The organism is Pseudomonas hygromyciniae, from assembly GCF_016925675.1.
Classification (GTDB): Bacteria; Pseudomonadota; Gammaproteobacteria; order Pseudomonadales; family Pseudomonadaceae; genus Aquipseudomonas; species Aquipseudomonas hygromyciniae.
The window spans coordinates 1,832,149-1,851,805 of the sequence record NZ_CP070506.1 but is presented as its reverse complement, the minus strand read 5'-3'; the positions used below and the strand labels follow the sequence as shown (position 1 = coordinate 1,851,805).

Below are 19,657 nucleotides of genomic sequence, written 5' to 3'. Positions count from 1 at the left end.
CTGCCCCGCGAATGGTGGCAATGTGCATCTATACAGACGATGCCTACATATAGAGATGAAAGCACTGACCCATCTCGTCGAAGAGTCCTATCCGCCGCATGCGCCAATCACTACACTTAAACGTACATCCCATAAAGAGGTCACACCGGTGACACCACTCATGATCACCCTGCTGGTAATAGCCGGGATCGTAATACTGATCGCCATTGGCTACATGAACCACGTGGTGGAAAACAACAAACTGGAAAAGGCCCGGGCCCAGATAGAGCTCAACGATCGGCTGCGCCGCTGTGGCGAGATCACCGAGACGTTTCCCGGCCAACTGATGACGCCGCAGCTCAAGCTGCTACTCACCCGCCTGGAACTGAACGTCAACCAACGCATGCTCCACCTCAACAAATCCAGCGCCACCATCAAGGCACGTATTGCCGAACTTGAAGCGCTGGTGGGCCAGGGCGAATCGATCCCGGTGAACAATCCCCCGGGACCGATCCAGACCGAAGCCAAGGCCAAGGATGTGCGCTTCTTGCTCGAAGCTCTGCACGGCCAGGTCACCCGCGCCGCCCAGGACGGTTTTTTGCCCACCAATGAGGCCAAGCACTGGATCCGCGAGATCCGTCACCTGCTGGTGCTGCTACACATCGAGTTCTTCAACAATCTGGGCCAACACGCGTTGCAACAGGCGCAACCCGGCCAGGCACGCCTGGCGTTCGAGCGCGGCGTGCAGTACCTGCGCAAGCAGCCCGAGCCGGCCACCTACAGCCAGCACCTGCAACTGCTGGAAAAACAATTGGCGCGCGCCAACTCCATGGTGCTGACCAACAGCCAGCAAACCGCAGAAGAGGTCAATGAACTGACCGCAGGCTTGAAAGCCGATGACGCGGATGCCGAATGGAAAAAGAAAGTCATCTACGATTGACCCCTCCTGTACTCAGTCGCCGAGTGCATTTCTTGCGCTCGGTGACATCATCCTGCCTCTACCTCCCTCTGCTATAACTCGAATACAAAAGTGCACTCCTGCACTTAGCCAAGGAGGCCCGCCATGCCTATCGCCATTATTGATGATCAGCCCTTGCACTACGTGGACCAGGGTTCTGGCCCTGTTGTCCTGCTCGGCCATAGCTACCTGTGGGACCAGCAGATGTGGGCCCCGCAGATTGCCGCGCTGTCGCAAAAGTACCGCGTGATCGTGCCAGAGCTGTGGGGCCACGGAGACTCTGGCCCGCTGCCAGCACAGACCCACAGCCTAGGCGACCTGGCGCGCCAAGCCCTGGCGTTGCTGGACCACCTGGGCGTTGCCAAGGTCAACCTGGTGGGCTTGTCAGTCGGCGGCATGTGGGGCGCCCCGCTGGCGTTGCTGGCGCCCGAGCGAGTTAATAGCCTGGTGCTGATGGACACCTACCTGGGCGCAGAGCCTGAGGCTACCAAAAAAGCATACTTTGCGCTGCTCAGCGAAATCGAGCAGGCGGGGGAAATTTCTGGCAAAGTTTTGGATACCATCGTGCCGATCTTCTTCCGCCCCGGTATCGACCCCAACTCTGCGCTGTATAAGGACTTGCGCCATTCCCTGCGCGTCCTCCCCCCCGACCGTCTGCGAAACAGCATCGTGCCCCTGGGGTGCCTGATCTTCGATCGTAAAGGTGCGCTCGAAGGTTTGTCCCGCCTGAACCCCAATAGGACACTGGTGATGTGTGGCGACGAGGACCAGCCACGCCCACCCGCAGAAGCACAGGAAATGGCTGATCTGATCGGCTGCAAGCTGATATGGATCCCGAAAGCTGGGCATATCTCCAGCCGGGAAAATCCTGATTTCGTCAACGAGGCGCTGCTCAGGTTCCTGGAAGAACACGCCTGAGGCGACGGGTGCTCACAGGCGAAAATGCCCCACCATGCCCTTGAGCTCCGCCCCCAGTTGCGCCAACTCGATACTCGACGCGGCGTTACCCTGCATGCTCAGCGCCGATTGATCGGCACTGGCGCGGATGCTGGTGACGCTGCGGTTGATCTCTTCGGCCACCGAGCTCTGCTGTTCGGCCGCGGCCGCGATCTGCTGGTTCATCTGTTGGATCAGCGAGACCGCCGCAGCAATGCTGCCCAAGGCGCTTTCGGTTTCCAAGGCATCGCTGACAGCCAGCTTCACCAGTTCACCGCTGTGTTGGATATCCCGCACTGAAGACTGCGCGGCACTGCGTAAGGTGCTGACCAGGCGTTCGATTTCCTCTGTCGATTGCTGGGTGCGCCTGGCCAGGGCGCGCACTTCATCGGCAACCACCGCAAAGCCGCGTCCTTGCTCGCCAGCGCGTGCCGCCTCGATGGCGGCGTTGAGCGCCAGCAGGTTGGTCTGCTCGGCGACGCTTTTGATCACCTCCAACACGCTGCCAATGTTGTGGATTTCCGCGTTCAGGCTCTCGATGCTGGTGCTGGCGGATGTCGCCGAACTGGCCAGCAACTCGATACGCTGCAGGCTCTGGCGCACCACCTGCTGGCCGCTGTCGACCTTGTCGTCGGCGGTCTGCGCTGCTTGCGCGGCCTGCTCGGCATTGCGGGCCACATCGTGCACCGTGGCGGCCATCTGGTTCATGGCAGTGGCGACCTGCTCGGTTTCTTCTTTCTGGCTGCTGACTTCGATATTGGTCTGCTCGGTCACGCTGGACAGCGACTGCGCCGAGCTGGCCAATTGCTCAATCCCCGCCTGCAACCCGCTGACCATGCTACTCAGGCCGCTGCCCATCTGCTGCATCGCCTGCATCAACTGGCCCATTTCATCCTGCCGGCTCACCTCCATGCGCCCGCTGAGATCCCCGGCGGCGATCTGCCGGGCCACGGCGATCACGCTGCGCAACGGCATTACGATCAAGCGGGTAATCAGCCACGCGGCAATCACCCCAACCAACAAGGCCAGGCCCGAGGAAACAATGATCAGCCAGCTACTCTTGGCCAACTGCGCCTGCATCGACTGGTCCTGCTCGGCATAGGCCTGGTTGACCTGGGACACCACCTGCGCCGCCCGCTCGTGCAATTGCTGGTAGACGATCTTCTCCTGGGCAAGCAGGCCGGTGTATTCGGTAAGCTTTTCGCTGAAGGCGCCGATATGCCCGACCACTTCGTTGAGCACGGTCTGATAGCCGGGATCCTTGACCAGGGTCTTGAGTTGCTCAGCCTGGGCCAGGGCCTGATCGGCCTGTTCGATACGGCCTTGCCCGGCATTGTCCTCATCACCCTTGCGGCTCAGATCCAGGCGCACCCGCGCCTCGTTCATGGCCTGCAACATCAGGCGTGAGACCTGCCCCACCTGCCCGGCCTGCTCGATAAACTCAGCGCCCTCCTTGCCCTGGCTTTCTTTGAGGCCATAAGCCCCGTCGTCGGCCAGGCCGGCCTGCAAGACATCAAGGTTGTTGGCGACACTGGACACCGACCAACTGGCCATTTCCAGCGCCAGGTCCTTGGCCTGGGTCAGTTCGACAAACTCGTCAAACGCCTTGCGATAGGCGCCCAGGGCTTGCTCGACCTCGGTCATGTCGAGTGCCAGGGCTTCGGCTACCAGGCTATCCACCCGTTCGTGCAGGGCCTCGACCGACTTGGCATCGGTGCGCAACGCGTACTCCTGCTCGATCAGGCGCACGTTCAGCAGCCCCTGATTGAGCGAGGACATACCCTTGAGCCCTGCGAAACGCTGGCCAACGGTCTGCAGGGACCACACGCCAATCGCCGCCACCAGCGCAGTCAACAGCAATACCAGGGCAAACCCCAGCCCCAGTTTCCTGGCCAGCCCAAGGTTGGCAAATCGTCGTTGCACGGCCGAAATCATTGCGCAAAATCCTCTTGGCGTGGCGAATGCCAGCATGCCGGGTTCCATGCAACGAGATTCGCAACCCCAGGCCCCGCAACACAAGACGCTGGCGTCACAATAATGGCAAAAAGCTACACATCCGTCGTTTTCAGGACGGTAGAGGTCGATCCCGCAGGCCCCATGGACTTGAACAACGCCAACGCCCGATGATCGCTGGCATAGGCCACATTGATCCGCAGCCAGTCCGCGTGCTCGCCGGCGGGGCTGAACAACTCCCCGCAAGACAATAAGACCCCAAGCCGCCTGGCCCTTGCGTGCAACCTTGCCCCGTCCCCCACCCGCGGGCGAGCCCAAACAAACATACCGCCTGCGGGCACCGCAAAGACCTCCCACTCTTCGTCCTCCAGTACCTGCAGGGTCTTGGCCATCTCCGCGCTCAACCGCCTGCGCAGGCGTTGCACCCATTTGCGGTAGGTGCCATTGGCCAACAGGCTCGCCACCATCGCCTCAGCGAAGCGGGAGGTGCCGATACCGGTCAGGGTCTTGAGCATGAGCAAACGGGTGATGAGCGCGGTACTGGCGGTGAGATAGCCTACCCGTAGCGCGCTGCTCAGGGTCTTGGAAAAACTCGAGACATAAATCACCCGATCATCATGGGGTAACGCCGCCAGGCGGATACACGAGGCGTGCTGCAGGTCGCCATAGACATCCTCCTCGACAATCAGGAAATCCCGGGTATGGGCCAGATGCAGCAGACGCTCGGCCACCACCAGCGAAAGGCTGGTGCCGGTCGGGTTGTGGTAAAGACTATGGATGAACAGGCACTTTGGACGGTGGCTCACCAGCAGCGCTTCCAGGGCCTGGATGTCCGGGCCACTGCGGGTCCTGGGGACCTCCAGCATCGTGACGCCGTGGAAGGCCAACTGCCGATAGAGGTTTCCGTAGCCAGGACTTTCAACCACCACCGTATCGCCAGCCTTGAGCAAGGTGCGTATCAACAAGTCCTGAGCATGGCTGGCGCCATGGGTAGTGAGGATCCGCTCGGCGGTGGTGGTCACCTGGATCTGCGTCAGGCGCTTGTGCAATTGTTCACGCAACGCCGGCAACCCAAGGGGGGTGCTGTAATTGAACACGCCAGCGGTGTCGGTACGGCTGATTTCGCGGATTGCGTAGCTGATGTCATCACTTTCACGCCAGGTATCGGGAAGCCAACCACACCCCAGCTTCAACTCCCCCAGTTGGTTATCGGTAAAAGCCCCCCAACGGAGTTCCGCCCCTTCATACCACTGGCACTCTCCCAGGGGAGTACTGGCAACAGGTTGCGCGGCGATAACAAACCCCGAGCCGGCCCTTGAGGCCAACACCCCTTCAGCCACCATTCGCTCCAGGGCCTCGATCACACTGGATTGACTGAGCAAGTTGTCATGGGCCAGTTGCCGGATGGAAGGCAGGCGCGTCCCAGGGCTGACCCCACTCTCCCGAATCCATGTGGCAATGGCGCTGACAATTTGCTGAACCACCGGTACCAGGGCTTGCCGATTGATCCCTAAATCCATGAGCCACCCCTTCAACTGTTTGGCATTTAACTCAAAACAGTTAAGCACAGAAGGCCAGGGGCGCCCCGTTCATAAATTTATTAAATTATTGATTTTATTGAGTTATTTACCTAGTGAAACACAATGGACGAGGGCATCTTGCCATCTACGGAAACGCCCCACAGACCTTCAAATCAATTTCTTAGCCGTGCACGGTGGCCATTCCTAAATAGCCGTAGCACCACCATCCACGGCCAATGCATGCCCAGTGGTGAACGCAGCACCATCGCTGCACAGATACAGCACTGCGCTGGCGATTTCCGCGACCGTGCCAATGCGCCCGACCGGATGCATGGCGGCGGCAAACTCGGCCTTGCGCGGATCGGCTTCATAGGCGCGGCGGAACATGTCAGTGTCGATCACCGCCGGGCACACTGCGTTGACGCGGATTTTCTTTTTCGCGTACTCAATGGCCGCCGACTTGGTCAGGCCTATCACCGCATGCTTGGATGCCGCATAAATACTCATCTTCGGCGCAGCGCCCAACCCCGCAACCGACGCGGTATTGACGATTGCCCCACCGCCCTGGGCCAACAGCAACGGCAACTGATACTTCATGCACAACCACACGCCCTTGACGTTGACGGCCATGATGGCGTCGAACTCATCCAGGGTGCCGTCGGCCAGCTTGCCCTGTTCAATCTCGATGCCGGCATTGTTGAACGCATAATCCAGGCGGCCATAGCTGTGCAACACCTGCTGCATCAGTTGTTGTACATCCGCCTCCAGGGTCACGTTACAGCGCACGAACACGGCTTCGCCGCCTGCCTCGCGGATCAACGCGACCGTGCCCTCGCCGCCCGCCACATCGAGGTCGGCGACCACAACCTTCAAGCCTTCTGCGGCGAATGCCACGGCCGTGGCGCGGCCAATGCCGTTGGCGGCACCGGTGACCAGGGCGACCTGGCCGGAAAACGTCATGCTCATTGCTTATATCCTTGGATGAATGCCCGTGGGCCCAGCATAGCCAGGGCCCGGCACCGCGCGTCAGCATTATCAGGAGGCCGGTTGAGCGCCCATGCGTCGCAGTGATAAGCCTACTGCGCCCATTATCAAGCCAGCCTATCGACGAGCATTCGCAGCGATCAGCCGAACTTGCTCCTGGCGCCTGGAAGGTCTATCACTTGAGGTCCATTTACCCAGAGTCCTTGCCATGACTGCCCAGACCAACCGCCAATTCCTGCTTGCCAAACGCCCGGTCGGCGCGGCCACGCGGGACACCTTTACCTATCAGGAAGTGCCGGTGGGCAACCTCGCCGACGGCCAGGTGCTGGTGCGCAACGAATACCTGTCCCTCGACCCGGCCATGCGCGGCTGGATGAATGAAGGCAAGTCCTACATCCCGCCGGTGGGCATTGGTGAAGTCATGCGCGCATTGGGCGTAGGCCAGGTCATTGCCTCGAACAATCCGAAATTCACCGTAGGCGATTACGTCAACGGTGCCCTGGGCGTGCAGGATTACTTCCTCGGCGAGCCGCGGGGGTTCTACAAGGTCGACCCGAAACTGGCGCCCCTGCCGCGCTATCTGTCTGCGCTAGGCATGACCGGCATGACCGCCTACTTCGCGTTGCTCGATACCGGCGCGCCCAAGGCCGGCGAAACCGTAGTGATTTCCGGCGCCGCCGGTGCGGTAGGCAGCATTGCCGGGCAGATTGCCAAGATCAAGGGTTGCCATGTGGTGGGGATTGCCGGCGGCGCCGACAAGTGCAAGTTTTTGGTGGATGAACTGGGGTTCGACGCGGCCATCGACTACAAAAGTGAAGACGTGCCCGCAGCCCTCAAACGCGAATGCCCGAAAGGTGTGGACGTTTATTTCGACAACGTTGGCGGCGAGATCCTCGACGCCGTACTCAGCCGCCTCGCGCTGAAGGCGCGGGTGGTGATTTGCGGAGCCATCAGCCAGTACAACAATAAGGAAGCCGTGAAGGGTCCGGCCAACTACCTGTCACTGCTGGTCAATCGGGCGCGCATGGAAGGGTTTGTGGTGATGGATCACGCGGCGAACTTTGCCGCCGCCGGGCAGGAAATGGCCGCCTGGATGGCCCAAGGCAAGCTCAAGAGCAAGGAAGATATTGTCGAAGGCCTGGAGACGTTCCCGGAGACGCTGATGAAGCTGTTCAACGGCGAGAACTTCGGCAAGTTGGTGCTGAAGGTCAACTGACACACCACAGAGCCATGGTGGGATTGGGGCCTGAAGGCTAACTGCCACAACACAAACCAATGTGGGAGCTGGCTTGCCTGCGATGCGGACACCTCGGTTTTTCAGTAACCACGAGGTGATGCTATCGCAGGCAAGCCAGCTCCCACATTTTTAGCCCAAGGGCATCAGGCGATTTCGGCGACCACTGCCGCCAAGGCCTTGGCCGGATCAGCCGCCTGGCTGATCGGGCGACCAATCACCAAATAATCAGAACCCGCATCCAGCGCCTGGCGCGGCGTGAGGATACGACGCTGGTCGTCCTGGGCACTGCCCGCCGGACGAATCCCTGGCGTCACCAATTGCAACGTCGGATGGGCAGCCTTCAACGCCTGGGCTTCCAGCGCCGAGCAGACCAGACCATCAAGGCCTGCCTTCTGCGCCAGGGCCGCCAGACGCAGCACTTGCTCCTGGGGCTCGATATCCAGGCCGATGCCGGCCAGGTCTTCACGCTCCATGCTGGTCAGCACGGTCACACCGATCAGCAACGGTTTGGGGCCGCTGCGTTGCTCCAGCACCTCACGGCACGCAGCCATCATGCGCAGGCCGCCGGAACAGTGGACATTGACCATCCACACGCCCATCTCGGCGGCAGCCTTGACCGCCATCGCGGTGGTGTTGGGGATATCGTGGAATTTCAGGTCGAGGAACACCTCGAAGCCCTTGTCACGCAGGGTACCGACGATTTCTGCGGCGCAACTGGTGAACAGCTCCTTGCCGACCTTGACCCGGCAGAGCTTGGGGTCCAACTGGTCAGCCAGCTTCAGTGCGGCGTCACGGGTGGGGTAATCCAGGGCGACGATGATAGGAGTCTGGCAGACGGACATTGGAATGGGCTCTCAGGCAAGTCGAAATCGGCGCGGATTGTAGCGCAAGCAGCGGCTTTGCGGGATCCGATGATCGGTAAATCCTCGGCTAGCGCCTATTTTTCTGGGATAACCGGCTAATATTTCAAAGCCGATACATTCACGACACGCCTGCAACATGCCACGGCAGTAGCCTCGCCCGCACGCCCCGACACGGCGCCCATGCTCACGCAATTACCCCGCCGCGACCCTTGGGCCGGGCGGCCAACCAGGCAGATGATCGCACCATGCATACCCCTTCCGCCCTGCCCCATGAACTTGCCACCGAGGACAAGCGCTGGAACACCCGCGCGCTGATCGTCGACGACGATGTGCCAATCCGCGAACTGCTGATCGATTACCTGGCCCGCTTCAATATTCTCGCTAGTGGTGTGACCGACGGCGCCGCCATGCGCCTGGCCATGCAGGCCGAGACCTTTGATGTGGTGGTGCTCGACCTGATGCTGCCCGGCGAAGATGGCTTGTCGATTTGCCGTTGGCTGCGGGCCGAATCAGATATCCCGATCCTGATGCTGACCGCGCGCTGCGAGCCCACTGATCGCATCATCGGTCTGGAATTGGGCGCTGACGATTACATGTCCAAACCTTTCGAGCCTCGGGAGTTGGTGGCACGGATCCAGACCATCCTGCGCAGGGTGCGCGATGACCGCACCGAGCAACGCACCAACATCCGCTTCGACAATTGGCGCCTCAACAGCGTGCTGCGCCAACTGGTGGCGGATGATGGCCTGGTGGTGCCGCTGTCCAACGCCGAATTCCGTTTGCTGTGGGTGTTCATCGAGCGCCCGCGCCGGGTGCTCAGCCGCGAACAATTGCTGGATGCGGCCCGTGGGCGCTCGATCGAAGCCTTTGATCGCAGCATCGACCTGCTGGTCTCGCGCCTGCGCCAGAAATTGGGAGACGACCCCAAGGCCCCGCAACTGATCAAGACCGTGCGCGGCGAAGGCTACCTGTTCGACGCGCGGGACATCGGCTGATGCGCAGCGCCTTCAACACCTTGTTTGGCCGCCTGTTCGGAGTGCTGCTGGTAGCCATTGTGCTGGCCCATGTGCTGGCGTTCTTTTGGTTTCACCACTACGGCCCGCCGCCACCACCGCCCGTCGACGTCATGATCGAGCAGGCGGACGGCTCCTTGCAGGCTGCGCCCCAGGCACATCGACGACCCTGGTTCGGTGGCCCGGTGGTGCCGCTGACCTTCCAATTTATCTCGCTGATCATCGCCGCGTGGTTTGGCGCCAAACTGCTCAGCCGCCCGATCCAGCGCTTGAGCGCAGCGGCCGAGCGTTTGAGTGTGGACCTGGACAGCCCGCCCCTGGACGAATCCGGCCCGCGTGAAGCCCGCCAGGCCGCCTCGACCTTCAACCTGATGCAGCGACGCATCCGCGAACAAGTCAGTCAGCGCGCCCGCATGCTTGGCGCGGTTTCCCACGACCTGCGCACCCCTCTGTCACGGCTCAAGCTGCGCCTGGAGCAGATCGACGATCTACGCCTGCAGGGCCAGATGCGCCAGGACCTGAACGACATGATCGGCATGCTCGACGCCACCTTGAGCTACCTGCACGAGCAACGCACCAGCGAAAGCCGGCAGTGGCTGGACGTGCAGGCACTCGTGCAGTCCCTGAGCGAAAACGCCCAGGACCAGGGAGCAGACGTGCAGTGCCAGGGCCAAAGCACGCCGTTGCGAGTGCAGCCCATGGCCTTGCGTTCGTGCCTGAACAACTTGATCGATAACGCCCTGCGCTATGCCGGTACGGCCCGCATCGAACTGCAGGACAGCCCCCCAGGCGTTGGTGATTCGGGTAATCGACCATGGGCCGGGGATTGCTGCCGAACAACGCGAGGCGGTATTCGAACCGTTTTTTCCGCCTGGAAGGCTCGCGCAATCGCAATTCCGGGGGGCGTGGGGTTGGGGATGACCATTGCCAAGGAGGCGGTTGAGCGGTTGGGGGGGCCGGCTACATCTGGAGGAAACACCGGGTGGCGGACTGACGGCGGTGCTAGGGCTACCCAGAAGCCAGCCTCTATAAGGGACTCCGTATGTTTACCGCCGTGATAAAAGCTTCATCTAACGTAGTTGCATCGTAGTGGCTCATAAAGCTCACAGCATTAGTAAAATGGTTAAACCGTTGCTGAGCAAGCATGTAAAAATCGTCACAATTACTGGCTACCTCCTCAACGTTATGCGATGAGATCAAAATTGCCGCGCCTTCGTTTGCAGCACCCCGCAGACACTTCCATATGTGATATCGAAACTCCGGATCAACACCCGCCGTAGGCTCATCAAGAATCACAAAGTCTGCCGCAACAGACAGCAAAGACAAAGTAAAAAACCAGCGCTTTTCGCCATAACTGCAAAGAGATGACTTTTTGTCCCAGATACTCAAATAACGGTCAACTAACGTCGGACTCCACAACTCCAGCTTCTCGAGAGACTCTTCTTTAGTGATTTTTTTTTCGGAGCAAAACAGGGTAATCATTTTAAAAATATCAGACATGCGAAATACAGCAGGCGTCGAAATCACCTGCGACAAATAAACTCGACTCGAAAACTCATCCGTAATCGCGCCACTATCAACACTCCTTAAACTGCAAACAATATCAAAAAAAGTAGTCTTACCAGAACCATTTGGCCCTAGAAGTCCTGAAATTGAGCCGGACTCGACTTTCATTGATGCATCTTTAAATACGGTATGACCCGCATATTTAAAGTCAATGGCTTGCGCAGAAAACCTTCTCATCAGTAGCGACTCCAAACGGGTGTCACAAGCAAACGTCTAACGGAAATCAAAAAGACCGCCACATACAATATAACTATAACAGCGACTAAAAATCTCAGTTGACCAACCCCCTCCATCATTATTCTATTCGCCCACCACAGCGGATTGAAAAAACTGACAACCGTCATTAACGGCAGAGACGAGTTCATCCCCGCCACACCGACTACCAGCATGGCAAATGACACGACGGAAAATAATGTACTCGCATTCTGGAAACTGATCGGAATCAACGTCAATAACAGAGCGAATGTAGAAAACAGGACAAAACACACATAAAATCTGACGAGCACAATACAAAACTCTACAAGACTCACTGGACCAAAAACAATATGTGTAATCGCGTAAAAAACAGCACAATATACCAAAGACATAAATGAACAAGCTATAAATTGCCCCAACATAAAAATAAATTTGCTACGAAAGGTATAAATAAATGACCTAACAAAGCCGCTCTCCCTACGCCCCACAATGTAAAACGCGAACCCAAACAATGCGACACTGGAAGCCACATAAGCATAAAACCAAGACGTGCTGGACAAATAGTCGCTTGATGCTGAATATATGAGACCTCTCGAATAGCTCAGCAAATAAAAAACCACTCCGGGAGACACGACAATCCAGAACAACGCAAGGGGCTCCTTGACTTGTTCCTTTATTAAAAGCCCTGCCAACGATAAGGACTTTGATATTAAGTTAGCGCGCATAATTCACCTCAAGGAAATGGCACCATCACCCTTAACCTATCCTGCACTATAGAATCCTTGAATACTTCACTGTATTTGTTTTCGATATTTACCCCCTGTGCATTATTCATATGCATAAACAAATCTGGCGAAATGTACTTACAAAAAACGCATCGTACACCCTCTACAACAGAGACATTAGAATACAAATAACCTGTAATTTTTTCGCTACTTAATGCTGAACGCAGGCCTAAAAAATCAAACCTGTGCTCAGAAACATTATTGCTTACCGAAGAAACCAGCACATCTGTAACTTCCAGATAGGTCGCATATGAATTACATTTTAAAAAATGCCGCAAATAGGCGTCCTTGATTTTTCTTTCGTCCGACTTTAAGGATACAAAAAGATCTACAAATCGAAATGTCTGCCACAACTCAAACAATGACTTTTCAATCGCTTCCCCAGCACCTGAAGCGAAGGACATTCCCGCACAGTAACGCACATGATGCCCCTCTTTACGTTGCCCATAAACAGTGAGAATACAAACACCAGGAAAAGCATGATCGGAAATATCTAATACAGAAACCTCACCAGCACCAGACAAAGCCTCATATAGCGCCAGAGATTTTTTTGTTTTCCAGAAGACTTTTGACTTGCCTCTCGCAAACTAATGAGTTGCATTTTTTGGTGAGCCAGAATCTTAGTAAAAACTGCCTTTCCATATGCTCTTTAATAGCCCCAAAAAAGGCCACCTCCGGATCCCAATGAAAACTACAACCACAAGTATCCCGAAGCGGATAGATCGGACTATCCTTTTCCAATCCATGCCAAGATAAAGATATGAAAACAGCCGGGATATAACAGGTTGAAAAATCAGAAATCCGAACCACTTTAGACATTTCGAACCTATGACCCTCAACACACTCACTTGACATTTTTCTGGAAGTCGTCTGCAAAAAAACCTTTACAAAACATTTAACCTCAGCCTCTCCTAAAAACTCACTGAGCAATGCACAGTCTTTTGAGACTATTTCCTTATAGAAGTGACGACGCTCAAAGTACTCACCTAAAGCAGTCCTAATTGAGTTTGTCCCTCCCCCTACTCCGGACCCAGTATTTGACCAACGATCTGTTACCTATACTGAACTCGGGAAACCGAGCAACCCTGCAGGCTGAAAGGCCAAAATATTAGGAAGCCCTGGCTTACCCATTAGATTAAATAGATTCATGTGCTTCACCTACAAAGTGGACACACATTGGTAGAAACATGGCAGGATTGAGACCCAAACTCTTGCTCAGCATGGTATCTGTATACCCTGACCATAGCCGACACACCAACCCTAAAGACTTGGCTCGCAACTCGACGAGCATATAAATAGAACCAACCTCCATAAGAGCCAAGCGATACCCACGATAACGGTATTTAAAAATAACCTTTGGCAGATACACCATATAAATAAGCGCAAAACTTGGACATCCAACACTCTGAGACACCGTTAAAAGTGATTTTTTTAATTGATCAACGTTTACTGCAGACTGCACAACTTCGAACCTACCTGAATTCGGTAACAAATGAAGAACTTTTCCCGAATACGGCCAACTATGATTCCCCTCAAACAGCGAACAAATAAAAACCTCAACGGGATAAAGAGCGCCCCCGCTTGGGTAGCCTCTCTTGTAAGATTCTTTATTCCTTGAAAGCAAGGGCCCTACTAGTTTCTCAACAATTGAAAAATCTATCTCTGATGGTAAAAAATGCTCACAAGATTCATTTCTATACAAACAACTTAACCCTTCATAACTACTGGCACTCACTGGAAAAGTCAGGTCCATATCAGCGTAAAGCCTTAATTCATTGCCTGTTAATTGCACAATATTCTCATCACTAATAGAGTGCAAACAAGTACGCCGCTGAAATGCTTCATGAATGGTGTAGTTACCACTACTATGAAAGTCAAGAACCTCATCATAGACAGATGGATTTACAAATTTCAAATAGTAGTCATGAGGAATATTTTTCATTATGCCACACTCAGACAGTCACACATATACCAATGAACACAGACATCTTCAGTCACCACCCCATTCACCAAATTGAGATAGGATGCCTGCAGTATATTGTCCTGATACAGCTTTGAATTTCCCAACTCAGTATAAAATTTCACCTTTCGAATGATCGCTCCTATTGTGACAATTTCCTGATACAGAGTAAGCGATTTAGATGGGACCTCTATGTGATTAACCCTACAAATCTCCATGAGTTTCGCCCAACTATTTCTTGCAGGACTAATTCGCTCACTATTTGTTATTTTGTCAACACTGCAGAAATGACACGGATTTCCGATGCTCCGCATATAAGGTTGCCCAATACAAAAAACATCTCCCATTCGATGACAAACACTTATCGCGCTCTCCGGGGCAGCTATAGCCAGCTCAAAATAAATCTGTTTTATTGCGTGATAATCATAAGACTCGCACAACAACACTATAAAGTACTGCTTTCCCGCCACTAAAGACAGGAGATCATCCGAAAACCCCCTAAACTCAAAGCATGTTGAAAGCTCTGACCTTAACAACTTTTCGAGCTCCACCTTCCCATTCCAGTCAGAAACAAAAATTGTTTTTTCAAAAAACATCTCTCCTACATCCCGCCGCATTCCCACTGCTGCCTCTAAAAAATCAAAGGCACAGCTTGGTACCAATCCATACTCAGAAAAAATCTCACTGACTTCATCCACCGCCATCACCGAGTGACCGCTTAACTTCCTCAGCGCACTCAACAACGGTTTAGAGTGAATTCTGGATATCCCTACTTCCGAAACAACCAAGTCCTCAGACTCTAAGTTTAATATTTCATAACTAGGTATATTGATGTTCATCTCAGGCTCCCTTTTTAATGGAGGTTTTTAAATAAACGATAAAGCTAAAAACCTCCACAACGCCCTTAAGTTACTTCTTTAATCACTATTCATCTGGGGACAGTTCGGGGGCGATTGCATTCCCTCCACAGCCACCGCATCCGCCGCTACCTCCGCTGCACCCTCCACCTCCGCCGCATCCACCACTGCCACCACAGCCACCCGCACTGCCAGAGGCTCCAGCAGCGCAAGAGAGCGAATCAAATCCAAAATCATCACTGAAGCTAAAAACAGCTTCGCCCAAGCTTTCACTTTTCATTTTGACTCTCCAAACTAATGAAATGTCGATTTCCATCACCCGATATAGGGTGGTAAAATCAAGTTAGTTCTTTCTGAGTTAAATTCAAATATCGAAAAAGCGGAGCGTAGGATTTTATTTATTTAAATATAAGTAGATTCCCACGTAAAAATCAGACCTTTCTGAACTGTATAAAACCCAATCAGCGAAAGCTAAAAAAATACTTTTAATAATTAATAATTTACCTAACCCCTCCGCTATACAGATACCCCACCACAAACCTTAATGCTTTGTAGGAAGTAATAAAACACTCCGTAAAATCCACAGAAAAACCGACAAACGGTATCACTAAGCGTCGTTTCAACAACGGTACTAGGTGCTAGAAAATAATCATCACATGAAGTTTTGCAGCATAGAAGAGCATGCTTAACAGCAGAAATTTGTAGGAAATGGCAGGTTGCGGGGGGAGGCGCGAGGCAAGGATAATTTCATTTGCGGGCTAGCTTTCAAAGCGAGCCATTGATCAGTTCCCGATAATATTGCTCCAGATACGCAAAGCCCTCTGTCGTGAAACGCTTGAGCGGCGGCTTGACAGCAAAAATGTGGCTACCCAGAACCTTTGGCTAGAGGGCTAGTCCCCCGCAGGGCTGCGCAGAAGCCCCAACACCAACCACCTCGGTGTACCTAGCACAACGTGATGAGGCTATTGGGGCGGCTTCGCCACCCAGCGCGGGGCAAGCCCGCTCGCCACAGAAAACCAGCGGTCCACAGCACGTTCCAGGCTGCTGCAACGCCCCTATGTGGATAGGTGCTAGCCCACCTTGTCTTCCCGGCGAACCTGCGCCTGACTCGCGCTCCAATCGGTTAACAGGCTATATGCCACCGCCAACAATGTCGGCCCGATAAACAAGCCGATAAAGCCAAACGCAATCAACCCACCAAATACCCCCAACAACACGATCACCAGCGGCAGGTTGCCGCCGCGGCTGATCAGGTACGGTTTGAGCACGTTGTCCACACCGCTGATGATGAACGTGCCCCAGACGCCGAGGAACACTGCGTAGGTGTAGTCGCCCTTCCACACCAGCCAGGCGGTGGCCGGGATCCAGACGAGCGGCGGTCCCATGGGGATCAGGCTCAGCAGGAAGGTGACGATACCCAGTACCAGCGCCCCAGGCACTCCGGCGATCAGGAAGCCAATCAGTGCCAGCAGCGCCTGGGCGGCGGCGGTGCCGATCACGCCGTTGACCACCCGCTGTACCGTGCCGGCCACCAGGTCGATGTAGTAACCGGCACGCTCACCAATCAAGCGCTCCAGGAGGCGGTGGACGAACATCGCCAGGCGCGGCCCGTCGCGGTAGAAAAAGAACACAAACACCAGGCTCAGAGTCAGTTCCAGGATGCCGCCGCCGATCTGCGCGCTTCGGGCCAGCAACCAGTTGCCGACCTGCCCCAGGTACGGCTTGATTGTGACCATCAAGGCCGCGCCCTGCTGGTCGATGCTGTCCCACATGCCTACCAGCCGCTCCCCCACAAACGGGATGGAGCCCAACCAGTTGGGTGCCTCGGGCAGGCCGTCGACCTGAATATCCTTGATCAGCGCCACGGCGTCGCGCACATGGTCGGCCAGGTTGAAGCCCAGCCACACCAGCGGCACCGCCACCAGCAACATCCAGCCCAGGGTCAGGATCCCCGCTGCCAGTGACTCGCGCCCACCCAGAGCACGGGTCAACAGGCGCATCAGCGGCCAACTGGCAAACGCCAGCACCGCGCCCCAGAACAGCGCCGACCAGAACGGTGCCATCACCCAGAAGCTGGCACCAAACAGCACCAGGAGCAGGATCTGCACCAGCAGGCGATCATTGTTGAGCATGTGGTTTCTCGAAAAGAAGTCTGTTGAGGGAGAGCTTAGGCGAACGGCGCGGGTCCGTTCGCCCTGGAACAATCAGCGGATCACTTGCAGATGCAGGCCCTTGGCCTCACCCGCACCGGTTTCCAATCGCGCCGCACGCACGCCCTTGTCGATCAGACCCTGGCGCCAGGCTTCGGCGTTAGGCCCGCTCACACTGACCCGCAAGGTGGTATCGAGGTTCAATCCACGGGAAATCAGGATCAACCACGTTGCATCAGGCTCTGCTCCCAGCAACGGAAAATCCAGGTCGCCGGTACTTTTCAATTCACGCAGCAGGGTGGCCGAGGTGGGTAGCAATTGGCCCAGTGGCGCGCTGGCGTCCATTTGTTCCACATGCAGGTAAGCGCGACGATTGCCACGAGTGATGCCGTAAAGCGCCACCAGGGAATTGTCCTGGGGGGCTGCCAGGCGCATTAACAGGAACTCCTGCTGGCCATCGGCGCCAACCAGTTTGGCATTGCCCAGCACTTCGTTGGCCCAGAGGCTGCTTTCGCCGCAATCGCGAGCCTGGCACCAGAACAGCAACTGCGCGCCTTGCTCTTGCAACGCCTCGCGGGTGGATTTGAAGGCCGCGCTGGAGCTGTGCTCGGCGGGCAGTTCATAGGTAATGGCTGTCACCTGGCCCCGCGCCGTGGCCTGGCCATCGTAGCGTAACTGGCCGCTGATCTTGCGGATCGCGCCCATGGGGTAGATGCGTTCTTTTTCTTCGGCGGGACGGTAGTCGACAATCTGCGCATCCACCTGTCGGGCCACGCTAGGCAGATCCTGGCTTCCCGGCAGGTCAGCAGCGAAAACCAACGGGCTGATGCAGCACAGCCCAAGCACACGGATAATTCCCTTGGTACTACTCATCGGATCGGTGCGCCTTGGCCGGTGGATGCCTTCGCGATATTCGGATTGTTCATGGTTGACTCCCTTTCAATCCGCCCAGCCTCGACAGTTGCCCCCGCCAAGTCAAGGCGCGGTGAAGAACCGATTGAAACAGTCTGCAACAAGAGCCGCCCCCGACTCGTCGTTCAGGTGCAAATGATGACCGCCTGCGAGGGTGGTTACAGTGAAAGGAAGCTGGGAAAGCAGCTCGGGATGTTTGGCCAGCATGCCCTCTTGTGCCACCACCAACTGTGTAGGACACGCCACTCGATGCACGAAGGCCATGGCCTGTTCTTCCGTCAGGCGCATCGGCGATGCCAGGGTCAAGCGACTGTCGCTGCGCCAGGTGTAGCCGCCCGGCACCGGCATCAAGCCGCGCTGGGCCAGGAGTTCCGCGGCTTCACGGCTGACGGCCACCACGCCTTTCATCCGCGCCTCCACCGCACGGTCGAGTGTGCTGTACACCGGTTTGCGCTTGTCTTGCAGGCTGATTTGCGCCTGCAACGCCATGCCCATGCGCTCGGCGGCATTCTCGCCGGTGGCGGTCGGCGGGATCACACCGTCGATCAACCCCAAGTGCGTCACACGCTCTGGCAAGGCCCCGGCCAACACCGTGGAGACAATCGCCCCGAGGGAGTGACCAAGTAATGCAAAACGTTTCCAGCCCAGTTGCTCGGCCACTTGCAGCACATCAAACACGTAATCCCAAACGGCATACCCTGCCCCGGCCGGGCGGTGGGCCGAGTGGCCGTGACCGGCCATGTCCAGGGCAACAATGCGCAAACCCTGCAGTTTCGGCGCCAGGCGCGCAAAGCTGTTGGCGTTATCCAGCCAGCCATGCAGGGCGATCACCGGCAGGCCATCTTCCGGGCCGAACAGGTGGGCCGCCAGCTCGATATGCGGCAGGCTCAAGCGGACTTCTTCGACGGGTGTGGTCATGCGCAACTGCGCTCACGCTCGCGGGCTTCCCAGCGGGTGAACAGGTTCTTGATCAAGGTCGCGGTGTCCTGCGGGCGCTCAAGGGGAAACATGTGGCCGCCAGGCATGGTCAGCATCTCACCCATGGGCAGGCGCGCGACGCCACTGGCGTGATGGCGCATCACCACCCGGCTCTGCCGGCCGCGCACCACGGCCAGTGGCACTTTCAATTGGCGGGTCTGGCCGGGGCTGGTGTGCGGCACGCCCCGGTAGATGCTGATTTCCGTTGCCGGATCGAACCGCAGGCGCAGGCGGTCGCCCACCTGGTGCAAACCGTGTTGCAAATAGGCCTCCAGGCATTCCGGGTCAAAGCCGCGGAACAGTGTCTTGCCGGAAAAATACTGGCGGGCAGCATCCAGATCGCTGAACTCTTCGCGCCGGCCCAGGGTACGACCGGCGGGGGTCAGGCGGTCAATCAGGCCAAAGCGCTTGGCCGCGCGGATCACCCAGCGGTCGGCCAGGGTCAGCACCGGCGAATCGAGCATCACCACCCCGCGATACAGCTGCGGGCAGCGCAGGGCCGCGTGCAAATGCAACACGCCGCCCAGTGAATGGCCGACACCCCACACCGGCTCCGGTTGCTGCTCCAGGTGATGGATCAGTTCGTCCACCAGGTTCTGCCAGTTGTCATCCACCGGGAACCGCGGATCGTGGCCGTGCTGCGACAGGTGCGCCACCGTGTACTCCGGCGCCAGGGCATCGAACAATTTGCCGTAGGTCGCCGAAGGGAAGCCATTGGCGTGAGTGAAAAACACATGTTGCGACATAACCAGTCCATCTTCAAAAACAGAAATCGATTGTCCCCACGCCTGGCCGCTACAGCAATGACTGT

At 56.5% G+C, this 19,657-nt stretch carries 18 protein-coding genes and 1 pseudogene; 5 read left to right on the top strand and 14 right to left on the bottom strand.

Going from position 1 to position 19,657, the window contains the following annotated elements; translation table 11 throughout:
- The first annotated feature begins 148 nt into the window (after nt 1-148).
- Nucleotides 149-919, top strand: coding sequence for a hypothetical protein (locus JTY93_RS08210; protein ID WP_092234781.1), 771 nt, complete (start codon nt 149-151; stop codon nt 917-919).
- A gap of 123 nt (nt 920-1,042) precedes the next feature.
- Nucleotides 1,043-1,855 carry an alpha/beta fold hydrolase gene (locus JTY93_RS08205; RefSeq protein ID WP_205475561.1) on the top strand — a complete coding sequence of 271 codons (813 nt, stop codon included), beginning with the start codon at nt 1,043-1,045 and terminating at the stop codon, nt 1,853-1,855.
- 12 nt (nt 1,856-1,867) lie between these two features.
- On the opposite strand, the gene JTY93_RS29900 is transcribed toward JTY93_RS08205, so the two are convergent.
- The 4 genes and pseudogenes from JTY93_RS29900 to JTY93_RS08190 form a co-directional block, all read right to left on the bottom strand.
- Complete coding sequence (locus tag JTY93_RS29900; protein WP_375373786.1) at nt 1,868-2,572, bottom strand: methyl-accepting chemotaxis protein; 705 nt, start codon at nt 2,570-2,572, stop codon at nt 1,868-1,870.
- A 207-nt stretch (nt 2,573-2,779) separates the two neighbouring features.
- Nucleotides 2,780-2,848: pseudogene (locus JTY93_RS29895) on the bottom strand (hypothetical protein); the annotation flags it as partial.
- Nucleotides 2,849-3,921: 1,073 nt separating this feature from the next.
- On the bottom strand, nt 3,922-5,346 hold the full coding sequence (locus tag JTY93_RS08195) for an aminotransferase-like domain-containing protein (protein ID WP_205475563.1): 1,425 nt from the start codon (nt 5,344-5,346) through the stop codon (nt 3,922-3,924).
- 204 nt (nt 5,347-5,550) lie between these two features.
- The gene (locus JTY93_RS08190) at nt 5,551-6,312 is read right to left on the bottom strand and encodes an SDR family oxidoreductase (RefSeq protein WP_205475564.1); all 762 of its coding nucleotides are present in this window, start codon (nt 6,310-6,312) and stop codon (nt 5,551-5,553) included.
- A gap of 226 nt (nt 6,313-6,538) precedes the next feature.
- On the opposite strand from JTY93_RS08190, the gene JTY93_RS08185 reads away from it, so the two are divergent.
- Nucleotides 6,539-7,546, top strand: a complete 1,008-nt coding sequence (locus JTY93_RS08185) for an NADP-dependent oxidoreductase (protein ID WP_205475565.1) — start codon at nt 6,539-6,541, stop codon at nt 7,544-7,546.
- Nucleotides 7,547-7,710: 164 nt separating this feature from the next.
- Here JTY93_RS08185 and pyrF read toward each other — a convergent pair whose 3' ends face one another.
- A complete protein-coding gene (gene pyrF, locus JTY93_RS08180) occupies nt 7,711-8,409 on the bottom strand; it encodes an orotidine-5'-phosphate decarboxylase (protein WP_169994288.1) in 699 nt (232 codons plus the stop codon).
- A gap of 266 nt (nt 8,410-8,675) precedes the next feature.
- Between pyrF and JTY93_RS08175 the strand changes: the two genes are divergently transcribed.
- Together JTY93_RS08175 and JTY93_RS08170 are read left to right on the top strand one after the other, a co-directional pair.
- A complete protein-coding gene (locus JTY93_RS08175) occupies nt 8,676-9,425 on the top strand; it encodes a response regulator (RefSeq protein WP_169994290.1) in 750 nt (249 codons plus the stop codon).
- A complete protein-coding gene (locus tag JTY93_RS08170) occupies nt 9,425-10,501 on the top strand; it encodes a HAMP domain-containing protein (protein ID WP_375373784.1) in 1,077 nt (358 codons plus the stop codon). Before JTY93_RS08175 ends, JTY93_RS08170 begins: the two co-directional genes overlap by 1 nt.
- On the opposite strand, the gene JTY93_RS08165 is transcribed toward JTY93_RS08170, so the two are convergent.
- The 9 genes from JTY93_RS08165 to JTY93_RS08130 all read right to left on the bottom strand — a co-directional run bounded on the left by JTY93_RS08165 (nt 10,470) and on the right by JTY93_RS08130 (nt 19,592).
- A complete protein-coding gene (locus JTY93_RS08165) occupies nt 10,470-11,186 on the bottom strand; it encodes an AAA family ATPase (protein ID WP_205475567.1) in 717 nt (238 codons plus the stop codon). The two genes, JTY93_RS08170 and JTY93_RS08165, sit on opposite strands and share 32 nt — an antisense overlap.
- A gap of 751 nt (nt 11,187-11,937) precedes the next feature.
- Nucleotides 11,938-12,513, bottom strand: a complete 576-nt coding sequence (locus tag JTY93_RS28935; RefSeq protein WP_240344115.1) for a hypothetical protein — start codon at nt 12,511-12,513, stop codon at nt 11,938-11,940.
- Between the two features lie 4 nt (nt 12,514-12,517).
- Complete coding sequence (locus JTY93_RS28930; RefSeq protein ID WP_240357300.1) at nt 12,518-12,940, bottom strand: hypothetical protein; 423 nt, start codon at nt 12,938-12,940, stop codon at nt 12,518-12,520.
- A 184-nt stretch (nt 12,941-13,124) separates the two neighbouring features.
- Nucleotides 13,125-13,931 (bottom strand): nitroreductase family protein, encoded by an 807-nt coding sequence (locus tag JTY93_RS08155; RefSeq protein WP_205475568.1) that lies wholly within the window; start codon nt 13,929-13,931, stop codon nt 13,125-13,127.
- Nucleotides 13,931-14,788 (bottom strand): McbB family protein, encoded by an 858-nt coding sequence (locus JTY93_RS08150; protein WP_205475569.1) that lies wholly within the window; start codon nt 14,786-14,788, stop codon nt 13,931-13,933. Before JTY93_RS08150 ends, JTY93_RS08155 begins: the two co-directional genes overlap by 1 nt.
- Before the next feature lie 1,088 nt (nt 14,789-15,876).
- Nucleotides 15,877-16,938, bottom strand: coding sequence for an AI-2E family transporter (locus JTY93_RS08145; RefSeq protein ID WP_205475570.1), 1,062 nt, complete (start codon nt 16,936-16,938; stop codon nt 15,877-15,879).
- Between the two features lie 72 nt (nt 16,939-17,010).
- Nucleotides 17,011-17,829, bottom strand: coding sequence for a DUF4892 domain-containing protein (locus JTY93_RS08140; RefSeq protein ID WP_205475571.1), 819 nt, complete (start codon nt 17,827-17,829; stop codon nt 17,011-17,013).
- 102 nt (nt 17,830-17,931) lie between these two features.
- Nucleotides 17,932-18,786 (bottom strand): alpha/beta hydrolase, encoded by an 855-nt coding sequence (locus tag JTY93_RS08135; RefSeq protein ID WP_205475572.1) that lies wholly within the window; start codon nt 18,784-18,786, stop codon nt 17,932-17,934.
- A complete protein-coding gene (locus JTY93_RS08130; protein ID WP_205475573.1) occupies nt 18,783-19,592 on the bottom strand; it encodes an alpha/beta fold hydrolase in 810 nt (269 codons plus the stop codon). The genes JTY93_RS08135 and JTY93_RS08130 overlap by 4 nt, the downstream gene beginning before the upstream one ends.
- Nucleotides 19,593-19,657: the final 65 nt, after the last annotated feature.

Coding starts and splice junctions, on each gene's coding strand:
- JTY93_RS08205 (WP_205475561.1), top strand. CDS start 1,043: ATGCCTATCGCCATTATTGATGATCAGCCCTTGCACTACGTGGACCAG.
- JTY93_RS29900 (WP_375373786.1), bottom strand. CDS start 2,572: ATGGCCGCCACGGTGCACGATGTGGCCCGCAATGCCGAGCAGGCCGCG.
- JTY93_RS08195 (WP_205475563.1), bottom strand. CDS start 5,346: ATGGATTTAGGGATCAATCGGCAAGCCCTGGTACCGGTGGTTCAGCAA.
- JTY93_RS08190 (WP_205475564.1), bottom strand. CDS start 6,312: ATGAGCATGACGTTTTCCGGCCAGGTCGCCCTGGTCACCGGTGCCGCC.
- JTY93_RS08185 (WP_205475565.1), top strand. CDS start 6,539: ATGACTGCCCAGACCAACCGCCAATTCCTGCTTGCCAAACGCCCGGTC.
- pyrF (WP_169994288.1), bottom strand. CDS start 8,409: ATGTCCGTCTGCCAGACTCCTATCATCGTCGCCCTGGATTACCCCACC.
- JTY93_RS08175 (WP_169994290.1), top strand. CDS start 8,676: ATGCATACCCCTTCCGCCCTGCCCCATGAACTTGCCACCGAGGACAAG.
- JTY93_RS08170 (WP_375373784.1), top strand. CDS start 9,425: ATGCGCAGCGCCTTCAACACCTTGTTTGGCCGCCTGTTCGGAGTGCTG.
- JTY93_RS08165 (WP_205475567.1), bottom strand. CDS start 11,186: ATGAGAAGGTTTTCTGCGCAAGCCATTGACTTTAAATATGCGGGTCAT.
- JTY93_RS08155 (WP_205475568.1), bottom strand. CDS start 13,931: ATGAAAAATATTCCTCATGACTACTATTTGAAATTTGTAAATCCATCT.
- JTY93_RS08150 (WP_205475569.1), bottom strand. CDS start 14,788: ATGAACATCAATATACCTAGTTATGAAATATTAAACTTAGAGTCTGAG.
- JTY93_RS08145 (WP_205475570.1), bottom strand. CDS start 16,938: ATGCTCAACAATGATCGCCTGCTGGTGCAGATCCTGCTCCTGGTGCTG.
- JTY93_RS08140 (WP_205475571.1), bottom strand. CDS start 17,829: ATGAGTAGTACCAAGGGAATTATCCGTGTGCTTGGGCTGTGCTGCATC.
- JTY93_RS08135 (WP_205475572.1), bottom strand. CDS start 18,786: ATGACCACACCCGTCGAAGAAGTCCGCTTGAGCCTGCCGCATATCGAG.
- JTY93_RS08130 (WP_205475573.1), bottom strand. CDS start 19,592: ATGTCGCAACATGTGTTTTTCACTCACGCCAATGGCTTCCCTTCGGCG.